The organism is Providencia sp. PROV201 (genome assembly GCF_028479545.1).
Classification (GTDB): domain Bacteria; phylum Pseudomonadota; class Gammaproteobacteria; order Enterobacterales; family Enterobacteriaceae; genus Providencia; species Providencia huaxiensis.
Genome location: NZ_JAMPNW010000011.1, coordinates 1 through 21,155 on the forward strand (window position 1 = coordinate 1; position 21,155 = coordinate 21,155).

General features: G+C 40.1%; 17 protein-coding genes and 5 tRNA genes. 12 read left to right on the plus strand and 10 right to left on the minus strand.

The genetic code is table 11. The annotated features are described in order from the left end of the window. Positions 1-30: 30 nt before the first annotated feature. The 3 genes from PR809_RS10760 to PR809_RS10770 form a co-directional block, all read right to left on the minus strand. A tRNA-Val gene (locus PR809_RS10760) sits at positions 31-106 on the minus strand. A gap of 37 nt (positions 107-143) precedes the next feature. Continuing rightward, positions 144-219, minus strand: a tRNA-Val gene (locus PR809_RS10765). Positions 220-245: 26 nt separating this feature from the next. Further along, a tRNA-Val gene (locus tag PR809_RS10770) sits at positions 246-321 on the minus strand. Positions 322-744: 423 nt separating this feature from the next. On the opposite strand from PR809_RS10770, the gene gltX reads away from it, so the two are divergent. The 3 genes from gltX to PR809_RS10785 all read left to right on the plus strand — a co-directional run bounded on the left by gltX (position 745) and on the right by PR809_RS10785 (position 2,535). Then, positions 745-2,166, plus strand: coding sequence for a glutamate--tRNA ligase (gltX, locus tag PR809_RS10775; protein ID WP_206276904.1), 1,422 nt, complete (start codon positions 745-747; stop codon positions 2,164-2,166). Between the two features lie 175 nt (positions 2,167-2,341). Further along, positions 2,342-2,417: transfer RNA gene (locus PR809_RS10780), tRNA-Ala, on the plus strand. A 42-nt stretch (positions 2,418-2,459) separates the two neighbouring features. Next, positions 2,460-2,535 (plus strand) — tRNA-Ala (locus PR809_RS10785). A 70-nt stretch (positions 2,536-2,605) separates the two neighbouring features. On the opposite strand, the gene PR809_RS10790 is transcribed toward PR809_RS10785, so the two are convergent. Next, on the minus strand, positions 2,606-3,358 hold the full coding sequence (locus PR809_RS10790) for an SDR family NAD(P)-dependent oxidoreductase (RefSeq protein ID WP_102137577.1): 753 nt from the start codon (positions 3,356-3,358) through the stop codon (positions 2,606-2,608). 123 nt (positions 3,359-3,481) lie between these two features. Here PR809_RS10790 and PR809_RS10795 point away from each other — a divergent pair, with 123 nt between their 5' ends. After that, complete coding sequence (locus PR809_RS10795; protein WP_206276905.1) at positions 3,482-3,898, plus strand: MarR family winged helix-turn-helix transcriptional regulator; 417 nt, start codon at positions 3,482-3,484, stop codon at positions 3,896-3,898. Here PR809_RS10795 and PR809_RS10800 read toward each other — a convergent pair. From PR809_RS10800 to zipA, 4 genes are all read right to left on the minus strand, one after another. Beyond that, positions 3,895-4,110, minus strand: a complete 216-nt coding sequence (locus PR809_RS10800; protein WP_004912576.1) for a DUF3820 family protein — start codon at positions 4,108-4,110, stop codon at positions 3,895-3,897. The two genes, PR809_RS10795 and PR809_RS10800, sit on opposite strands and share 4 nt — an antisense overlap. 81 nt (positions 4,111-4,191) lie before the next feature. Beyond that, complete coding sequence (locus PR809_RS10805; protein WP_102137575.1) at positions 4,192-5,376, minus strand: NupC/NupG family nucleoside CNT transporter; 1,185 nt, start codon at positions 5,374-5,376, stop codon at positions 4,192-4,194. Between the two features lie 276 nt (positions 5,377-5,652). Then, on the minus strand, positions 5,653-7,671 hold the full coding sequence (ligA, locus tag PR809_RS10810; protein ID WP_102137574.1) for an NAD-dependent DNA ligase LigA: 2,019 nt from the start codon (positions 7,669-7,671) through the stop codon (positions 5,653-5,655). 57 nt (positions 7,672-7,728) lie between these two features. Further along, positions 7,729-8,730 (minus strand): cell division protein ZipA, encoded by a 1,002-nt coding sequence (gene zipA, locus PR809_RS10815; protein WP_206276906.1) that lies wholly within the window; start codon positions 8,728-8,730, stop codon positions 7,729-7,731. A gap of 218 nt (positions 8,731-8,948) precedes the next feature. On the opposite strand from zipA, the gene cysZ reads away from it, so the two are divergent. The 5 genes from cysZ to crr all read left to right on the plus strand — a co-directional run bounded on the left by cysZ (position 8,949) and on the right by crr (position 13,942). Continuing rightward, the gene (gene cysZ, locus PR809_RS10820; RefSeq protein ID WP_102137572.1) at positions 8,949-9,713 is read left to right on the plus strand and encodes a sulfate transporter CysZ; all 765 of its coding nucleotides are present in this window, start codon (positions 8,949-8,951) and stop codon (positions 9,711-9,713) included. Between the two features lie 239 nt (positions 9,714-9,952). After that, positions 9,953-10,906 carry a cysteine synthase A gene (gene cysK, locus PR809_RS10825; RefSeq protein ID WP_102137571.1) on the plus strand — a complete coding sequence of 318 codons (954 nt, stop codon included), beginning with the start codon at positions 9,953-9,955 and terminating at the stop codon, positions 10,904-10,906. A 352-nt stretch (positions 10,907-11,258) separates the two neighbouring features. After that, on the plus strand, positions 11,259-11,516 hold the full coding sequence (ptsH, locus tag PR809_RS10830) for a phosphocarrier protein Hpr (protein WP_004264876.1): 258 nt from the start codon (positions 11,259-11,261) through the stop codon (positions 11,514-11,516). 140 nt (positions 11,517-11,656) lie between these two features. Further along, positions 11,657-13,384 carry a phosphoenolpyruvate-protein phosphotransferase PtsI gene (gene ptsI, locus PR809_RS10835; RefSeq protein ID WP_102137570.1) on the plus strand — a complete coding sequence of 576 codons (1,728 nt, stop codon included), beginning with the start codon at positions 11,657-11,659 and terminating at the stop codon, positions 13,382-13,384. 48 nt (positions 13,385-13,432) lie between these two features. Then, a complete protein-coding gene (crr, locus tag PR809_RS10840; RefSeq protein WP_004264878.1) occupies positions 13,433-13,942 on the plus strand; it encodes a PTS glucose transporter subunit IIA in 510 nt (169 codons plus the stop codon). A gap of 131 nt (positions 13,943-14,073) precedes the next feature. On the opposite strand, the gene PR809_RS10845 is transcribed toward crr, so the two are convergent. Both PR809_RS10845 and PR809_RS10850 read right to left on the minus strand, forming a co-directional pair. After that, entirely contained in the window at positions 14,074-15,042 is a 969-nt protein-coding gene (locus PR809_RS10845) for a fimbrial protein (RefSeq protein ID WP_102137569.1), read from the minus strand. A 1,059-nt stretch (positions 15,043-16,101) separates the two neighbouring features. Continuing rightward, entirely contained in the window at positions 16,102-16,308 is a 207-nt protein-coding gene (locus PR809_RS10850) for a Tn3 family transposase (protein ID WP_114365397.1), read from the minus strand. 837 nt (positions 16,309-17,145) lie between these two features. Here PR809_RS10850 and PR809_RS10855 point away from each other — a divergent pair. The 3 genes from PR809_RS10855 to PR809_RS10865 all read left to right on the plus strand — a co-directional run bounded on the left by PR809_RS10855 (position 17,146) and on the right by PR809_RS10865 (position 21,005). Further along, positions 17,146-17,676, plus strand: coding sequence for a fimbrial protein (locus PR809_RS10855; protein ID WP_102137568.1), 531 nt, complete (start codon positions 17,146-17,148; stop codon positions 17,674-17,676). Positions 17,677-17,761: 85 nt separating this feature from the next. Further along, a complete protein-coding gene (locus tag PR809_RS10860; RefSeq protein WP_102137567.1) occupies positions 17,762-20,245 on the plus strand; it encodes a fimbria/pilus outer membrane usher protein in 2,484 nt (827 codons plus the stop codon). 22 nt (positions 20,246-20,267) lie between these two features. Further along, a complete protein-coding gene (locus PR809_RS10865) occupies positions 20,268-21,005 on the plus strand; it encodes a fimbrial biogenesis chaperone (protein WP_195697431.1) in 738 nt (245 codons plus the stop codon). Positions 21,006-21,155 lie beyond the last annotated feature (150 nt).

Consider the following 21,155-nt stretch of genomic DNA (forward strand, 5'->3'; position numbering starts at 1 on the left):
TTTGTGTTTTAATGCGAGTAATGAATGAAGTGGTGGGCGATAGCGGGCTCGAACCACTGACCCCCTCCTTGTAAGGGAGGTGCTCTACCAACTGAGCTAATCGCCCACTTCATGACTTATACTACCACATTGTAATAAATAATTGGTGGGCGATAGCGGGCTCGAACCACTGACCCCCTCCTTGTAAGGGAGGTGCTCTACCAACTGAGCTAATCGCCCAATTATTTATCATTCATCGTCAACGGTGGTGGGCGATAGCGGGCTCGAACCACTGACCCCCTCCTTGTAAGGGAGGTGCTCTACCAACTGAGCTAATCGCCCCGTCGTCGATGGAGGTGCATTATAGGGATACTGAGTTCTGAGTCAACGCTTTTTCAATAGATTTTTTTCGTTCGTTGCAAAAATAATCAAGATGTTTCAATATTCGCCAGAAAAGCCGCCTTTTTAATCAATTACCTATCATTTTCTCGTTATTCTTTTAAGAAAAAAACATAAACTATTTTTAAAGCGTATTTATTTATGTCAAATTTGGCGAAACAAACTAATTTCTTGCCTTCTATTCTGATAACTTGATTGAGGAATCATTGTAGGATGATAGAATAGATATACATTTTAGCAATGCTTAGACATTTCACTGCTTAGAACATCAAACTCGCCATCAAGTCAATTGTGCCTGTTTTTAGTCTTCTAAACAGTAAACAGATAAGCGCTTCAAAAACATGTTTTGCAATTAAGGCAATCTCGATGAGTAAAATCAAAACCCGTTTTGCGCCAAGCCCAACTGGCTATTTACACGTTGGTGGTGCGCGTACCGCTCTGTATTCCTGGTTATTTAGTCGCCACAATCAGGGCGAATTTGTCCTGCGTATTGAAGATACTGACTTAGAACGCTCAACTCAGGAAGCTATCGATGCCATTATGGACGGTATGAACTGGTTGAATTTAAATTGGGATGAAGGCCCGTACTATCAGACTAAACGCTTTGACCGTTATAATGATGTCATTGACCAAATGTTAGATGCAGGTACCGCTTATCGTTGTTATTGTTCGAAAGAGCGCTTAGAAGCTTTGCGTGAAGAGCAAATGGCAAATAACGAAAAGCCTCGTTATGATGGCTGCTGCCGTGACCATGCCCACAACCATACACCTGATGAGCCACACGTTGTTCGTTTCCGTAACCCACAAGAAGGTTCCGTTATTTTTGACGACAAAATTCGTGGGCCAATTGAATTTAGTAACCAAGAGCTGGACGATTTAATTATTCGTCGTACTGATGGTTCACCAACTTACAACTTCTGTGTGGTTATTGATGACTGGGATATGGAAATTACCCACGTTATCCGTGGTGAAGACCATATCAACAACACGCCTCGCCAAATCAACATTCTAAAAGCATTAGGGGCACCAGTGCCTGTGTATGCTCACGTTTCGATGATCCTAGGTGATGATGGTAAAAAACTGTCAAAACGCCATGGTGCTGTTAGCGTTATGCAATATCGTGATGATGGTTACTTGCCGCAAGCACTTCTTAACTATTTAGTGCGTTTAGGTTGGTCTCATGGCGACCAAGAGATTTTCACTGTTGATGAAATGAAAGAATATTTCAGCCTTGATGCTATCAGTAAATCAGCAAGCGCGTTTAACACTGAAAAACTACAATGGTTAAACCATCATTATATCAATACATTACCAGCAGAAGAAGTTGCAACCTATCTTGCATGGCATATTGAACAACAGAATATTGATACCAGCACAGGGCCTCAATTAGTTGATCTAATCAAATTACTGGGTGAACGTTGCAAAACATTGAAAGAAATGGCCGAATCTTGCCACTATTTCTACCAAGATTTTGACGAGTTTGATGCAGATGCTGCTAAGAAACATTTGCGCCCAGTCGCTCGCCAGCCATTAGAAGTGGTAAAAGCTAAGTTAGCTGCGATCACTGATTGGACGGCTGAAAATGTTCACCAAGCTATCGAAGCGACAGCAGCTGAGTTAGAAGTGGGCATGGGTAAAGTGGGTATGCCTTTACGTGTCGCTGTGACAGGTGCTGGCCAATCTCCAGGCCTAGATGTCACTGTTCACGCTATCGGCCAAGCTCGTTCTATCGCTCGTATTGAAAAAGCCTTAGCGTTTATTGCTGAACGTGAAGCTTCTGCTCAATAATTTTAATTATTGGCCTCCAATTTATTGGGGGCCAATTCTCTGCCTCAATCTCCCTTCCCCACTCAGCTGACTGCAAAATGTTCTATATTTCAGCAATTAAACCTAAAACCCGATTATTTTATTGACACTCTAACTTAGCTTGAATATGATGCATCCCGTCCAAAAGATTTTGTTTGGGGCTATAGCTCAGCTGGGAGAGCGCTTGCATGGCATGCAAGAGGTCAGCGGTTCGATCCCGCTTAGCTCCACCACCTAATTCCCTGTTAGGTGGCAAAATACAAAACATTTCGATTGGGGCTATAGCTCAGCTGGGAGAGCGCTTGCATGGCATGCAAGAGGTCAGCGGTTCGATCCCGCTTAGCTCCACCAATCACTTAAAGACTAAAAGTCGCTATTCACCTCTTCCATTTTAAATCAATAATATCTTTTAGATTATGAATTACTGCGCGGTATAACCACCATCAATAGGAATAAATGCACCGGTTATAAAGCTACTCTCTTCTGATAACAAAAAGGCCACCACATTAGCAATTTCTTGCCGAGTCGCCATTCTGCCCATTGGGTGAGTAGAGGCCATCCATTGCTGCGTTTCCTGGGGTAATACACTGATATTCGGAGTTTCTACATAGCCAGGGCCAACAGCATTGATACGGATACCTTTTTGAGCGTTCTCTAAGGCTGCGGAACGTGTTAACCCCAATACTGCATGCTTTGCTGCCGTGTATGGTGCTATACCCGCTATCCCTGTTACCCCATTGCAAGCTGATAAATTGACGATAGCTCCCCCACCACTACGCAAAATCGCAGGAATACTGTACTTCATACCATGAAATGTCCCTGTTATATCGGTTTCAATCACCTCATGCCAAGCCTCTAAAGGATAATCCTCAATATTGACACCATGAGGGCCAGTTATCCCTGCATTATTCACTAAATAATGTAGAACACCGTATTGCTGCTCAATTTTTTCGACTGTTGTTTTAAAGTCTTGTGCATTTGCGACATCCATTTTTATGGCATAGACACGCTGTCCTGTTGGGTCTATCTCTTTAGCGGCTTGCTGTAAAGCTACCTCATTACGCCCCGTAATTACCGTTATCGCACCAAGTGAATACAGCTTTTGTGCAATAGTAAAACCGACACCAGTCGATGCCCCTGTAACCAATGCCACTCGCTGATTAAACTTACCCATAACTCACCTCAATTATGATTAACTTTAGTTAACTATAATTAATTAACTAAAGTTAATCAACTAGTCGTCTTATTATTAAAATCAATATATACTCAATAGATTGAATGTTACGGAGTTTTCATAATGCCAAATTCTCTTGAAGATGCACTTTCCCTGCTGCAATGTACGCTAGTTGCACGCAGAGTTAGCTTTACCCCTGAGCAAATAACTTGGGGTCAATATGATGTGCTAGAGATATTGAGATTAAAAGGGGATTTAACACCAAGCCAGTTAAGCCAATCACTTGGGCTCTCTCGCCAAAATTTATCGAAGTTTCTTCGAGTTCTGAAATCTTATGAATTTGTCGAGCAATATCAATCTGAAGAAGATAGACGGGAGCTGATCACCCGTTTAACCGACAAAGGGCATCATTTTTTGCAGCGTGCAGCTACAGGGCGTGCTGAAAATGCAGCTAAGGTCAAAGCAGCATTAACCCCCCGAGAACAGAAACTATTTATTACTTTAAGTCAGAAAATTACTCACGCACTAGGCCACGATTAACCCCGTTTTAAAGGTTTTACCAGCCCTTCTAAGCCTTCTATTTTTAGTCCTAGGGTCATCTCCATTAATTGCCCTAAACGTCCAGCAGGGAACTCTCCTTTCTTATAGAACCATAATAAATATTCTTCGGGTAAATCAATTAATACGCACCCTTTATATTTACCAAATGGCATATACGTATTGGCCATATCAATGAGGTCTTGTTTTTCCATTGTGATTTCTCTTTCGTATCAAAGCATAAAAAAACGGCGCTCATTTGAACGCCGTTTCGTAATCTAGCATGTTTTAATGGATTACAAAACTAACCCAACGACCGCTGCAGATAAGAAGCTAACTAAGGTTGAACCGTACAGTAATTTTAAACCGAAGCGAGCCACAGTATTACCTTGTTTCTCATCTAAGCCTTTAATTGCACCCGCAATAATACCAATGGATGAGAAGTTAGCGAAAGACACTAAGAATACCGATAAGATACCAACAGAACGCTCAGATAACCCACCAGCAATCGCTTGTAAACCATCCATCGCAACGAATTCATTCGTGACCATTTTCACTGCCATAATTCCGCCAACCTGTAAGGCTTCATCAGCAGGAATACCGAGCATCCATGCAAACGGATAGAACACGTAACCTAACATAGTTTGGAAGTCGATACCGAATACAGCTGAGAAAATACCGTTAATCATCGCAATAAGAGCAATAAAACCAATCAACATCGCTGAAACAATAATCGCTACTTTAAACCCTGCAAGAATATATTCACCTAACATTTCAAAGAAGCTTTGCCCTTCGTGCAGGTTGCTCATTTGAATATCTTCTTCACCTTCCGGTGGGTAAGGGTTAATCAGTGACAGTACGACGAAAGTACCAAACATATTCAGAACCAATGCAGCGACCACGAAACGTGGCTCTAACATGGTCATATATGCCCCAACGATAGACATAGATACCGTTGACATAGCTGTTGCTGCCATGGTGTACATTCTGCGGTCTGACATCCGGTTCAATTGGTCTTTATACGCGATAAAGTTTTCTGACTGACCCAATAACAATGAACTTACTGCGTTAAAAGATTCCAACTTACCCATACCGTTCACTTTCGATAATACGGTACCGATAATACGGATCACGATAGGAAGAATTTTGATGTGCTGTAAGATCCCGATCAACGCAGAAATAAAGATGATTGGGCATAACACTTGTAAGAAGAAGAACGCTAAGTTCCCTTCAATCATACCACCAAAAATAAATTTGGTTCCTTCTGCTGCATAGCCTAGCAAGTGGGTAAATACCCCTGCCACACCAAGAACAAAAGACTCGCCAATATTCGATTTCAAGAACAAATACGCTAGTGCAATTTGAATAACGAGCAGTTGAACAACATAGCGAGGACGGATCCCTCTACGGTTACTACTAGCTAAAATGGCAAGAGCTGCGATTACAACTAAAGATAAAACGAAATGCAGGATCGAGGTCATATGCGACTCCAACAAATTTAAGAATCAGTCTATGGTGCATATTCTATGTAATAGGTAACATTTAAATGAGACGGACGTCACATTAATATGAAAGCTTACTAGGTGTATTTTGCAAAAAGAAGAAGGCGATCACGTTTCAACGATAACAATTCCTACCATTCGCTTTTTTTGCACAGAAATTTTACTGAGAATTTAAGTTAAGACTTACAACAACCTGCGTATAAAATTGTTGCCTACAGAGATTGTAGGCAACTAAGCCAAATTGAATATAGTTCACTATTGGATATTCAGCAAACGAATCAATTCATTTTCATCGATAACGCGTATGCCAAGTTCATTTGCTTTCGCTAATTTAGAACCTGCGGCCTCCCCTGCAATGACCAAATCTGTTTTCTTCGAGACGCTTCCTGAGACTTTTGCGCCCAAAGCCACTAACTTGTCTTTGGCTTCATCACGCGTCAATACGCTCATTGACCCTGTTAGCACCACCGTTTTACCTGCAAATGGGCTGTCGATTTCTGCACTATTCACGACTTTTACTTCTGGCCAATGAATGTTTGCCTTATTGATTAAATCATCAATCACTGCTTGGTTATGGGCCTCATGAAAGAAATTAACCACATGTTTCGCAACCACATGACCAATATCTTGAACCGTTTTTAGTGACTCTTCATCTGCTGCCATCACGGCTTCAAGTGTGGTGTAATGCGCCGCTAAATTTGCCGCTGTGGCTTCACCAACCTCTCGAATTCCAAGAGCGTAAATAAAGCGAGCCAACGTCGTTTGTTTAGACTTATTGAGTGCATCAACCAGATTCTGTGCCGACTTCGGCCCCATTCTATCGAGGCCAGTTAAAATGCCTGCACTTAATTGGTACAAATCTGCTGGAGTTTTGACATACTCTTTTTCAACTAACTGGTCGATAATTTTATCGCCCATGCCATCGACATCCATTGCTCGGCGTGAGACAAAATGCTTCAGCGCTTCTTTGCGTTGTGCCCCACAAATCAGCCCACCTGTACAGCGCGCTACCGCTTCACCTTCGACTCGTTCGATATCAGAGCCGCATACAGGGCAATGAGTTGGGAAAACAATTTCACGGCTATTCGCGGGGCGCTTATCAACGACAACACTGACGATTTGTGGAATAACATCCCCTGCTCGACGAATAATGACCGTATCACCGATATGCACACCAAGGCGTTCAATTTCATCTGCATTGTGCAGCGTCGCATTGCTGACTACCACACCCGCGACTTGCACGGGCTCTAAACGCGCCACTGGCGTGATAGCACCGGTACGCCCAACTTGAAATTCCACATCTTTTAATAGTGTAACTTGCTCTTGAGCTGGAAATTTAAACGCAGTCGCCCAACGAGGTGCTCGAGAAACAAAACCTAACTCTTCTTGAATCGCAATTGAGTTAACTTTAATGACTACCCCATCGATATCAAAGCCAAGATCAGGGCGAACTTGCTCAATTTCATGGTAAAAATCTAATACGGCCTGATGACCAACTCGTAATTGAACATAATCACTAACTGGTAACCCCCATGCTTTGAATTGCATCAAACGGTCATAATGTGTATCTGGTAACGTGCCACCTTCCACTAACCCAACACCATAACAATAAAAAGTGAGTGGCCTTTTGGCGGTAATACGTGGGTCTAATTGACGCAGAGAACCCGCAGCCGCATTACGTGGGTTCGCAAAGACTTTGCCATCTGTTTTACGTGCTTGCTCATTCAGCGCTTCAAACCCTTTTTGGGGCATGAAAACTTCGCCGCGGATCTCAACACGATCTGGAATATTACTGCCGGTTAAACGCAATGGGATAGCGCGTATGGTTCGAACATTCGCGGTAATATTTTCACCGACTGTCCCATCACCACGAGTCGCAGCTTGTACTAACTCACCGTTTTCATACAACAAACTTACCGCGAGTCCATCAAGTTTAAGCTCACAACAGAAAGTCAGCTCTTGATGGTTTTTCAAACGATCTCTTACCCGCTTATCAAACGCAAGGTAACTCTCTTCGTCAAAAACATTATCTAGCGATAACATAGGTATTTCATGGCGTACGGTATCAAACGCCGCTAATGGTGCGGCACCAACACGTTGAGTTGGTGAATCACTCGTAACAAGTTCAGGATGCAGCGCCTCAATCTCTTTTAGACGTTGCATTAGCTTGTCATATTCAACGTCTGGAATTTCAGGCGCATCTAATACATGGTATTGATATTCATGATGACGTAACTGTTTTTTTAATTCGTCTATTTCTTGCTTGGTTGTCATGATCCACTCATACAGATAAAAAACCCCCAATTAATGGGGGTTTTGTTTAATGTTTATTTAACTTAATGTGTTTCTAATTCGAGCATGATACACCTCTATTTTTTGAGGTGTCAGCATTTTGCGTTCGTCATCAAGAACGACGCCTCCCGCATCTGATGCGATACGTTGAGCGGCTTGTAACATCAGTTTGAAATTTTGCCCTGCATCACCATAAGACGGTACCATCATAAACATGGAAACCCCTGGCGTACTAAAGTCAGCCATTGTCTCAGGGTCAAATGAGCCCGGTTTCACCATGTTAGCCAGGCTAAACAGCACTGGTCCCGTACCCGACGGATTTACATGACGGTGGAATATTTTCATTTCCCCGAATTGGAAACCAGCTTGTAAAATACTTTGCAGTAATAACTCACCTTGCAGTTCTTGTCCTTGATGAGCGGCTACGTGAAGTACCAGAACTGTCTCCTTGCTACTTGTTGTAGCAGGAGCTTCCTGCGGCTCAGCTTTCTTCTCAATATGCTGCGTCTCTTGTTCATAGGTGCTCGGCTGAGGCTCTTCTCTTAATTTAGTTGAATCAATATGTGGTTCAGCGGCAATACCCGTAACCGACTGAGTACGAATTTCAGGCTCTATTGCCACTTCCTCACTCATGTTAATAGTGAGTTGCTCGGGTACATGAACAGGTTCAGTACGTTGATGCGGCGTAGGTTCATTATGAACTGGCGGTTTAGCCTCTGGCTCCCTATTCATAATAATGTCAGGTTCAACCGACACCTGTGGCTGTATATTAGGTTCAACTGGAGACTCATTTTTTACCGGATATACAGGCTCAGTTGCAGCCGGATGAACAGGCGCCTGCTGAGTAGGTTGATTTTCAGTAAATAATGCAGAATCATCATATTCTGATGAGTTCTCTTGCATATCGTTCTTTCTACGTTTTACGGGTCTGTCGCGAAATAACTTTGAGCGCTCTTTACGGCTGGTCCATAAACCATGCAGTAATAAAGCGACAATCGCTATCGCACCTACGACCACTAATATCAGACGCAAATCCTGCATCGCTGCTATCTCTAGTTGATGAATGATAATGCCAACACGGCGGAAACTACCTTAAGATTATTTCTCAATTGCTCTAAGTGCAACCCCCAGAACGATTTTCTTACAAGAAAGAGAATATTCCGCTTTCATTTGCTGCTTTTTTAAGCGAATAATGGCTAGTCAGCCTAATTTCATATCTATATGATACATGGTCAACCGAAAAGGAGAGAACAAGAAGTATGACCCAATCGACATTTTCGACACAAAAAGACCATTCTGGTTTTTATTATTTTACACAAGGCTGGAGATTAATCACTCGTCCCGGTATCAAACGTTTTGTTATTTTGCCCCTATTAGCCAATATTTTATTCTTAGGCGGCGCATTTTGGTGGTTATATACCAAGCTTGGTGGCTGGATTGACCAAGTAATGGGTTACATTCCTGACTGGCTACAATGGCTCGATTATGTTATTTGGCCAATCGCTGTTATCTCTATTTTGCTCGTGTTTACTTATTTTTTTAGTACGATAGCCAATATTATCGCGGCACCTTTTAACGGCTGGCTATCAGAAAAACTCGAAGCGGAGCTAACAGGCAAACCGTCGCCAGATACTGGCGTCGCGGAGTTATTAAAAGATGTTCCTCGCATGATAAAACGCGAGTTTGTCCGAATCGGTTACTACTTACCTCGCGCTATTGGGTTACTGATCTTATTTTTCATACCCGGTATTGGCCAAACCGTCGCCCCCGTACTGTGGTTTTTATTTGGTGCTTGGATGATGTCAATCCAATATTGCGATTACCCGTTTGATAACCACCGTGTTGGCTTCGGCGAAATGAAGCAAGCACTTGCCAAAGAACGGATGAGAAACGTTCAATTTGGTGGCGTTATCAGCCTGTTAATGATGGTCCCTTTTGTCAACTTAGTGATCATGCCTGTTGCAGTTTGCGGTGCAACATTGATGTGGGTTGACCGGTATCGTGAGCGTTACGCACGCTACTAATCTATTAATCATTGTCTATTAATCAGTGCGCAGGTTTACCGCCTGCGCTCTTTTATTGACTTATTTTTGTTACACTATAATCATTCTTTAGAATTATTAGTTCTAAAATAACATTTCGTTATAAGCTTATTCTCAAATCATATTTGCATTAATCTGTTCTTAACGTATGTTGAATCCATCTCATTATTTTTAATTAATACCGATTACATTACTGGCTAACCGATTTTTAAGGATATCCCATGAGCAAAATTTATGATGATAACTCGTTGACCATTGGCCACACCCCACTTGTCCGATTAAAGCATTTTGGTAATGGCAATATTTTAGCAAAAGTGGAATCTCGCAACCCAAGCTTCAGTGTTAAGTGCCGTATTGGTGCGAACATGATTTGGGACGCAGAGAAAAAAGGTATCCTAAACAAAGACAAAGAATTAGTTGAGCCAACCAGTGGTAATACAGGGATCGCTTTAGCCTATGTCGCTGCGGCAAGAGGTTATAAGTTGACCTTAACCATGCCTGAAACGATGAGTATTGAACGTCGTAAACTGCTCAAAGCACTGGGCGCCAACCTCGTTTTAACCGAGGGGGCAAAAGGTATGAAAGGTGCGATAGCTAAAGCTGAAGAAATAGTGAATAGCAACCCTAAGAAATACCTATTACTTCAACAGTTTAATAACCCAGCAAACCCTGAGATTCATGAAAAAACCACAGGGCCTGAAATTTGGGAAGATACTGACGGCAATGTCGACGTTGTGGTTGCTGGTGTCGGTACAGGTGGGACAATTACAGGGATTGCAAAGTACCTGAAAAACACCAAAGGCAAAGATGTGACTATCGTAGCTGTTGAGCCAGAAACCTCACCCGTTATCACACAAGCCTTAGCAGGTGAAGAAATTAAACCAGGACCACATAAGATCCAAGGGATCGGAGCTGGGTTTATTCCGGGTAACTTAGATTTAAAATTACTCGATAAAGTCATTCAAATCAGCGATGACGAAGCCATCAAAACTGCTCGTGAACTAATGGAAAAAGAAGGCATTCTGGCGGGTATTTCATCAGGCGCGGCTATTGCTGCTGCCACTCAAATTGCCGCAGACCCTGCCTATAAAGGTAAAAATATCGTCGTTATTTTACCTTCTTCAGGTGAGCGTTATTTGTCTACAGCCCTATTTGCTGACATCTCCGCTGAGTAACATAACTTCGTTACAATATCGTTAAAAAAGCACCTAAATGGTGCTTTTTTTGTGGCATGGATCAAAGTTTAGCACGGATGGAGATGATTTATAATTCGGGGTTTAGTATTAAACATAGTAATTATTTTGCACCTCGAAATTAATCACTTTTTAGCCAACCTCTAGGGCGAGTAAAATAATTTGCCAATGAGAAAAAAGTGGCGAGATCGCAAGAAAAATAGAAAAAGGGTTGATACCGCACAAAGTAGGAAACCTTTTTTCAAGTTAATAATCTAACTTATACGCAAACCTAGTCTATTTCATCTACAATTGGCTGGGTAATTAAAAAAACGAAAGTTATTGAGGAAATACTATGTTTCAGCAAGAAGTTACTATTACGGCACCAAATGGTCTACATACTCGTCCTGCAGCTCAATTTGTAAAAGAAGCAAAAGCATTCTCTTCTGATATTTCTTTAATCTCTGGCGGCAAATCCGCTAGCGCAAAAAGTTTGTTTAAATTACAAACCTTAGGCCTAACACAAGGCACAGTAGTAACAATTTCTGCTGAAGGCGAAGACGAAAAAGAAGCCGTTGAGCATTTAGTTAAACTGATGGGCGAATTAGAATAATTTCGCACGAAAATAGCATTTACTGATTTCATTCAATGTCCCTGAGTGATGTCATTCGGGGGCATTTGTATAATCGGCTATATTCATTGTCGTCTCTGCAACATCAGAACTCCCAGCACTAGCAGCAGTAAGGTAATATTATGATTTCAGGAATTTTAGTATCCCCGGGTTTTGCTTTTGGTCAAGCTTTAATCCTCAAAGAAGATCCTATCGTTGTTAGCACAAAAAAAATCGCTGACGATCAGGTTGATAAAGAAATCGCTCGCTTTATTGAGGGACGAAACAAGTCAGCCGAACAACTCAATTTGATTAAAGAAAAAGCCGAAAAAAATCTTGGAGCTGAAAAAGCTGAGATTTTTGAAGGTCATATAATGCTGCTGGAAGATGAAGAGCTGGAGCAAGAAATTGTCACTTTAATCAAAGGCGACAAAAAAACAGCTGATGCAGCTGCGTATTCTGTTATTGAAGATCAAGCTCAAGCCCTTGAATCTCTTGATGATGAATACCTTAAAGAGCGTGCCGCTGACGTACGTGATATCGGTAAGCGTTTATTAAAAAACATCTTAAATATTCCTATCGTTGATTTAAGTGCAATCAGCGAAGAAGTTATTTTAGTGGCGGCTGATTTAACCCCTTCAGAAACCGCACAGCTGAATTTAGATAAAGTATTAGGGTTTATTACTGATTTAGGTGGCCGTACATCACATACCTCGATTATGGCACGTTCCCTTGAGTTACCAGCCATTGTCGGAACTAGTGATGCCACCCGCAAAATTAAAAATGGCGATTTCATTGTATTAGATGGTGTTAACAACACTATCCACCTGAACCCATCTGAAGCAGAAATCGACAAACTCAAAGCCTTCCGTGATGAATACCTACAAGAAAAAGAAGAGCTCGCAAAATTAAAAGATTTGCCTGCTATCACCCTTGATGGTCATCAAGTTGAAGTTTGTGCCAACATTGGTACCGTACGAGATGTCGCTGGTGCTGAACGCAATGGCGCAGAAGGCGTTGGCCTTTACCGCACTGAATTTTTATTTATGGATAGAGACTCTCTTCCTACTGAAGAAGAGCAATTTCAAGCTTATAAAGCAGTTGCAGAAGCAATGGGCAGCCAAGCCGTTATTGTCCGCACAATGGATATAGGCGGTGATAAAGACCTGCCATATATGAATTTACCGAAAGAAGAGAACCCATTCCTCGGCTGGCGTGCAATTCGTATTTGTCTTGATCGCAAAGAAATCTTACACTCACAGTTAAGAGCTATTTTAAGAGCCTCTAAATTTGGTAAACTGCGTATTATGTTCCCAATGGTCATTTCCGTTGAAGAAGTTCGTGAACTAAAAGCAGAGCTAGAAATGCTAAAAGCTCAGTTACGTGAGGAAGGTAAGGCTTTTGACGAGTCAATTGAAGTCGGTGTGATGGTTGAAACACCAGCCGCTGCTGTGATTGCTCGCCACTTGGCAAAAGAAGTTGATTTCTTTAGTATTGGGACGAACGATCTCACTCAATACACTTTAGCGGTCGACCGTGGTAATGAACTGATTTCTCATCTTTACAACCCGATGTCACCTGCTGTCCTAAACTTAATTAAGCAAGTGATCGATGCATCACACGCTGAAGGTAAATGGACTGGGATGTGTGGGGAGTTAGCAGGAGATGAGCGTGCAACCTTATTGCTACTTGGCATGGGGCTGGATGAATTTAGTATGAGCGCAATTTCAATTCCACGTATCAAAAAGTTAATTCGCAATGCGAGCTTTGCTGATACTCAAGCGTTGGCTGAACAAGCACTTGCTCAACCAACAGCGGATGAATTGATGAAACTTGTAGATACCTTTATCCAAGAAAAAACGTTATGCTAGGAACAGCACATTAGTTCGGTCCCATATAAAACGATTAGGAGAAGGTCCATGGGTCTGTTTGACAAACTGAAATCACTCGTTTCGGAAGACAAAAGTAGCAGTGGCAGTATTGAAATTATCGCACCTTTATCTGGTGAAATTGTCAATATTGAAGATGTTCCAGACGTTGTGTTCGCAGAAAAAATTGTGGGTGATGGTATTGCGATTAAACCCGCAGGTAACAAAATCGTTGCCCCTGTAGACGGCACAATTGGTAAGATTTTTGAAACTAACCATGCGTTTTCTATTGAGTCAGATGATGGTATAGAACTATTTGTTCACTTCGGTATTGATACCGTTGAGCTTAAAGGTGAAGGCTTTAAACGCATCGCTGAAGAAGGCCAAACGGTGAAAAAAGGTGATTTAATCATTGAGTTTGATTTAGCACTGTTAGAAGAGAAAGCAAAATCTGTTTTAACGCCAGTTGTCATTTCTAATATGGACGAAATCAAAGAACTCAACAAACTGACAGGCTCCGTGACAGTCGGTGAAACTGTCATCATGCGTATTAAGAAATAGCTTAAGTGCCAATATTTAGTTTAAACCATCAGGTCTTGCCTGATGGTTTTTCATTTAGCATGATGATTAAAACTTGATAATCAGGTTAGGTTTTTTATTTTTATCAACAACATTTGAGAATTATATTTCTATTACTTATATGTAAATAAAACATTTACGGTATTGCTAAATGGCCCCTGCTTAATATTCTCATTATTTTTTTTAGATAACTCAGCTGAATACTGATAATTACCGGGCTTTTGCTTAGTAATAACACCTTTATAATACTCCTGACCAAAACTAATTTCCTGCCCCAAACTTCTATCGGTAATCGCCATCTGCAAACCGTTATCAAAAACGATATATTTATTATTCACTACGCCTTTATTGCTTTGAAATTTAACACTAACTTCTAAAGCAGCATCACAAGTTGAAACTGGAGTTAACGTTAAATTAAAATTTTCTTTTATTGTTTTATTATTTTCAAATTGATCCGTTGTCAGCTCTTTAAAATCAACTACTTTGTCACTCATCGTAACAATCGGTGTTGGACAATAATTAATTAATGTGCCAACAAGGCGGATAGTGTAATAATCAGCAATACGATTCCCCACTCCATCCGTGTGATAACCAAGAATGAAATCACCTGTGTCAAATGATTTTAACGGCCCCTTTCCACGTTCTATAGTAAAATTATGCCACAATGATATGTTTTCGGTACCTACCTTCCAATATCCCACATTTAATGCTGGAGTAGTCGGTGCTGTAATTTCAACTTTCCCCACATAAGATGACTGAAAAACTTTAACTCCGCTAGAGAGAAGGTGAGCTTTAACTGAGCCGGGTGTTTGACTATGAAACCAGATAGTTCTATCTGCTACAGTTCCAGAAAAATTACATCGCCATGATAACGCTGAAAACCCTGAGCCTAATCTTGTTCCTTCAGGAACAGTACCTGGGATTGTATTCATATCAATGGATAATAATGGTAATGGGTACCACGCACCCAAAGGAGTACAGCTAACACCGGAATAAGAAAATGTGCTAAAAGCCATCAGTAACGAGCCAAACACACCTAGTTTTAGTTTATTTTCTATTTTTTTGCTCATAAGAGATTTCATTTAATTATTCCTCAGGGCTAATACTAAAATTTTAAAAGTCACATTTATATCTATGTAATCAACATGTTCAACATTGGACTATGCTAATGTACGTACTAGATATCCATCTCACGCTTCAAATTCAGTAAACCCGTAGCTATTGACTGCGTTTTATACACCCCTTTCTACTACTTTAAATGGGCATGCGTTATTTTCACGAATGGTACTCAATTGATGAGTAAAATAGTATTAGTAAATTATTAATTTCATCTATAGTATGTAACTAAATATAATAAATTAAAATAAATGTGCCAGTAAATAGGGTTTTTGGGGTATATATATCTATAGATATCTATAGACAAAAAATTAAAAACAAAGAGACTACGCACTCTGCTATTCCAACAGGCGGAGAGCTAAAACTGATCATCGAGGAAAGTAGAGGTAACACTGCTAACCCTTACGTTGTTTGTCGGTTCTCAATAAAGAAGTCGCTTGATTAGCTCAGCAGTTCATCATCTTGCACAAACAGTATCCTAGTTATCTATGCCGTGTATTTTAAAAAGCAAGAAATAAGGACATTCGCTATGCATTCACCTGAGAAGCTAGGCGTAGATCCTCAATTGAGGGTACACAGTGATGTGAAATCAACTAAGATTTATACGCCAATTCATGTTGAATGGGCCAGCGTTCGGCACGCTGAAGTTAAGGTAGGATAACGGTAGAAAACATGTACCTTAAAAAGCAAATAACACTGCACATGATATATATTTAAGTCATCATGTTATGCATGCCGCAAAAATAGCACCTCCATAAATTAGCCCATTTTTCGTTTCATACTATATTTAAAATTAAAATAATTGTGCTTTATACTAAAGTACATAAATAAATTAAAGATACGATGACCTTCATACTCATTAGATGAAATGATTGTCGTTACCAATGCGACATGATTAGATACAGGAGTCATTGCGAAAACGCCTTTTCCCTTTCTAAAGTATTTGTCTGAAGAACACGCTTTGAATGTATTGATTCAGCAAATGTGCTTTTGCCCATCCACACTTCCAAATGGCGATTTTTCGTTTATGGTCGAATAAACATATCATTGACGTCACGTAATATGCTAAGACTTCGGTCTGATGCAGATGCTATTCGGTGAACACCATAGTTTGCGCTGTTACCAAAGATATAAGCAAGAAGATCATTATTATCAGCTTCTAAACTGTTTTTTCTGGATGAGACTGAATTAAAAACAGACAAAAACCCCGTTTCATTGTTCACAAACTTCATGATATCAATTATTCCAGTATTCTTTATTTGCCTATAAATCGGATTATCAATACTGGTTTTCCACTTTTTACTGGCTAACCCCCATTGTAACCGATTTGACGGCGGCTACTTTTTGACAAAGTCATTCACATCTGAATTTATGTTGAGGCTAACATGACTCAGCTTTGTATTAAAATCTGTCTCTAAATTAGCTAAAGTCTGCTCTATTGGGTAAATCAGTCATTCAAGCCCCGTTTTCTATCAAATTAAGACCATAATATCTTTCTAAGACACAACAAACACTAACCAATTGTTTTATAACTAATTTTAGTTTGTCTACTTTATCGGATAAAAATAAGTGAAAAATAATAGAATATCGCCTTCATTTAAGAAAATTTAAAATAACATTAAAAAACAAGTAATTAGATCACTTCCTTTCATGCTAATGAATGATTTAACGTGATAAAATCGTTTCAAACCCATAAACGGATGTAAATAAATATCTCAAAAACTCGATTTTTGATTATTTAAAAAATATTTTATCACCAAAATACTCTGGTGACGCGTTTATTTGTTTTTATTGGCTATGTTGGAGCTTAATTCTTTCCATTGCTAATTTATTGGATTAATAAACTACATTTAATACCCTAAAGCGGCCCCGGTAATAATACCAATAAATATCTCAATTTATACTTTCCTTTAATTTCAATACGTTAGATTAATATATTTCGTTACATTCTACCGCGTAAATACATACTTTAGCGGTATCTGATTACTCATTTTATGGATATTATTTGTTTCGTTCTTCACAACAGATAAATTTTTTTAATTAAATTATTTAATATAAGGTAAACAAAAATGAATAAGACTTTAATTGCATTATGCTTAGCGTTAACTACAACTTCTATTTCTGCAATGGCTGCGGATGCAGGTTCAGGTAAAATTACTTTTAAAGGCACAGTAAATAGCGGTGCATGTACAATTTCTCCGACCGATGTAAATAAAGAAGTTCAATTAGGTAGTATTGCCGCTGCTAATTTAAGTTCTGCAGGTAAAAAAGGCCCACTAAATACATTTGAATTAAAATTACAAGATTGCCAATTAGACCCAAGTGCTTCAGGTACACCATATTCTAAAGTAAAAATTACTTTTAATGGCCAACCTGATGCAACTAACGCAACTTTATGGTCAAGCACAGGTAGCGCAAATAACGTTGCAGTTTCATTCTTAGACAATGCAGGTAAAGCCATTAAACCAGGTGATACCTTAGAGCAAACACTGAAAGCGTCTGACACCACAATTATTTTATCTGCTCAAGCAGAAGCAACTGGTGCAGCAACTTCAGGTAGCATCAACTCTATCGCTAACTATGTATTAAGCTACGAATAAGATAGCCATCATACCTAAACAAAGCTTTACGCTGATTAGTGTAAAGCTTTGTATTTCCTCTATCGATTAGCATAAGAGTGCCAACATGTATTTTAACAGAAAAAATATAGGTTATATTATCTCACTCATTATGTGTGGTGGATATACGAACGCTGAAACTTTTAATATCAACGCCCTTAATTTATCTGTAGACGATAATATTGACCTAAGCTATTTTGAAAAAAATAGTTTAAGTGAAGGCTTATATGAGTCGGATATCATTTTAAATGATAAAAAAATCATCCGCGGCGAAAAAATTAAATTTATTAATAATGGTGGAATAATTGAGCCGTGTATTACGGCGCAGTTAATAAAACGTTTCCCATTAAATGAAGAGGCGAAAGAAATATTACTTTCCTCTCAAGAAAACGATTGTATTAATTTACTCTCTCTCGATCAAAACGTGGCTATCGATTTTAATGATAGCGAACAAGTTCTGAGTATTTCGATACCTCAGAAATATATGGAATCGACTTATTCTTCGTGGGTAACCCCTGAAATGCGCGATTACGGTATTGCTGGGTTAATTTTAGATTATACGATTAGCGATAATCATTTAACCCGTAAAAACGAAGAAACACGTAACCAGTTATATGCCTTCGGAAATGTGGGCGCTAACTTCGCGCAATGGCGTTTACGGGCAAATTACCAATATGAAAATAAATTGGTTGGCGAAGATGGACAGAGTAGCAAGAAACGCAACTTAGATTGGGACCAAGTCTACGCTTTTAGGGATATTACCAGCTTATCGGCGAAGTTGTTTGCCGGGGAAATTTTTATTAAATCAGATTTGTTTGATAGCGTGCGTTTCAAAGGCGTGAGCATGTTCACCGATGAAAGCATGATGCCACCGAATCTCAGAGGGTATGCGCCTCAAATTACCGGGGTTGCAGCCTCAAACGCAACGGTGACCTTATCACAAAATGGCCGTATCATCAGCCAAGTGAAAGTGCCGGCGGGTCCTTTTGTGATTAAGGATTTAAGTCAATCCATCATGGGAACCATTGATGTGACCGTGGCAGAGGATAACGGTAAAGAAACGAAATTTCAGTTTACCACAACCAATATTCCGTTTTTAACCCGTAAAGGACAAGCGCGCTACACCTTGAATTTAGGTCAACTATCCCCGAAAAATGGTACCCATGCTAACGACAATTTTATGACTGTCGAAAGCTCTGTTGGGGTGTTTAACAATACCTCTGTTTTTGGGGGAATAGTGGCGACAGCGGGAAATAAATATAAAGCTATTAACCTCGGCATTGGTCAAAATATCGGCTTTTTAGGGGCTTTTTCGGTGGATATCACCCAATCTTACGCCGATACCTTACTGGGGCATGAGAAAGGCAAAAGCTACCGTATCAACTATGCCAAAGATTTACCGAGTTTTAATGGGCAGTTGACATTAACCGGGTACCGTTTTGCCGACAGAACCTTTAACTCTTTATCTAATTTTGTTGAGCAAAACTTTGTCGACAGACAAAATATCGATACCAATAAAGATAAACATGTTTTTTCATTGTCTTACGCTCAGCAATTACCTGGGATTAATGCGAGTGCGAATATCACCGCATCCCGTAAAACCTATTGGAATGGTAAGCAAAATAACTATTTCAGTGTGGGGCTAAATAAATTCTTCGATGAAGGTATCATGAAAGGTGGGAACATATCCCTATCTTTAAACCAAGTTCGTGGAGCTAATAATAAAACAGATAACCAAGTTTATTTATCAGTCAGTAAACCGTTAAACTCTGAAAATCATAATGCATCCATATCGTATTTCGCCTCTTATAGTGACAACAACAAGCGCTATGCGAATAATGTGAATTACAGTCGTCATATTGATAGCAATACGAACTATAATTTAACTGCATCAACCCAAGATGGGTTATCGGAAGGGATGGTGAGCACATATGTATCACACAGTGCGGATGCTGGCCAAGTGCAAGTCACAGGGTCATTATCGGACTCAATGACGTCGCTGGGTATGACAGTGAGTGGCTCGGTTACCGCGACACAACACGGTATTTCAGCGCACCGTTTAACATATCGTGACCAATCTCGCTTAGTGGTTGATGTGCCAAATGCGAAAGGCGTGATTATTGAAAATGGCAATGCGACGACGAATAGTCGTGGGTTAGCTACTATCAGTAACGTTCCGACCTACTATAATATGGAGTATAAGGTGGATGTGAACAACTTACCAGACACCGTAAACATTGATGATAATGTTTTAGCGTCTACACTCACTGATGGTGCAATCGGTTATGCTAAAATGGATGCGGATATTGGTAAATCGCTGATAACACGAATTAAGCTAGCTAATGGTCAATACCCACCATTAGGCTCAGTGGTGAAAAATAACGTAACGGGTAAAGTTTCAGGCATTATAGCTGAATCTGGCATCGTCTACTTAACCGGGTTGAACATGGGCGATCAGCTTAGCGTCAACTGGGGAGATGCACAAGCATGCACGTTCTTAGCGGACAGCCTCCTGGCTAAAAGTAGCGATTCAATTACTTGTCGTCACTAATGTGATTTCAATGGGTGAAAAAATGACATTATTTAAAAAAGTATTTTCCGTTGTTTTACTATCAAGCGTCATGAGCCAAGCGTATGCCGTCCTTGGGTTAGATAGAACCCGTGTTATTTTTAATGAAGCCGATGGCGGAACCAGTGTCGTTGTTGAAAACCAAGATACCGCTTCTTCATTTTTAGCGCAGACATGGATAGAAAACCAGAAAGGTGAAAAGCTGACTAACTCACTAGTGGCGTTACCTTTTTTACAAAAAATCGGCCCTAAACAGAAAAAACAAATCAAAATTGCCTATATGGATGGGCAAAATACCTTACCAACGGACAGGGAGAGTCTGTTGTATTTCAATGTATTAGGTATTCCACCGCAAGGTAAAGAAGCGAATGCGGTTCAGTTTACTATCCAATCACGCTTAAAACTGTTTTATCGCCCAAAAGGTATTGACTACAAAGTCTCTGCCGAGAAAGATTTTCAGCGCGATTTAAAAGTCACAAAACAAGGTGGACAGATTACGTTATCGAATCCAACCCCGTTTAATATTGTGATCACCAATATCAATGTTGACCAAAGTAAGGATAAAGATTTTCCTGAAGTGCTTGTCGCCCCATTTAGTGATTCAACCGTGACATTGAAAAACCCAGCATGGAATAGTTTTGAAGTCGCTTACATTGATGACTTTGGTGGCCTGAAATTTAATAAATACCAGTGTGCTGCAGCGCAGCCTTGCCAATTACTACCACAGCCGAAAAATAAATGAAAAATAACAGAAAATAATCAATAAAAGCACTACCAGTTATATTAGGGATAATGCTTCTAGCCGTTGGTCAAGAACCAATTGAGCAGCTTCAAGCTTGAATCCAACACTGAATAGTCGTCTTATACGTTTTGCCATGATTGTCACCCATTA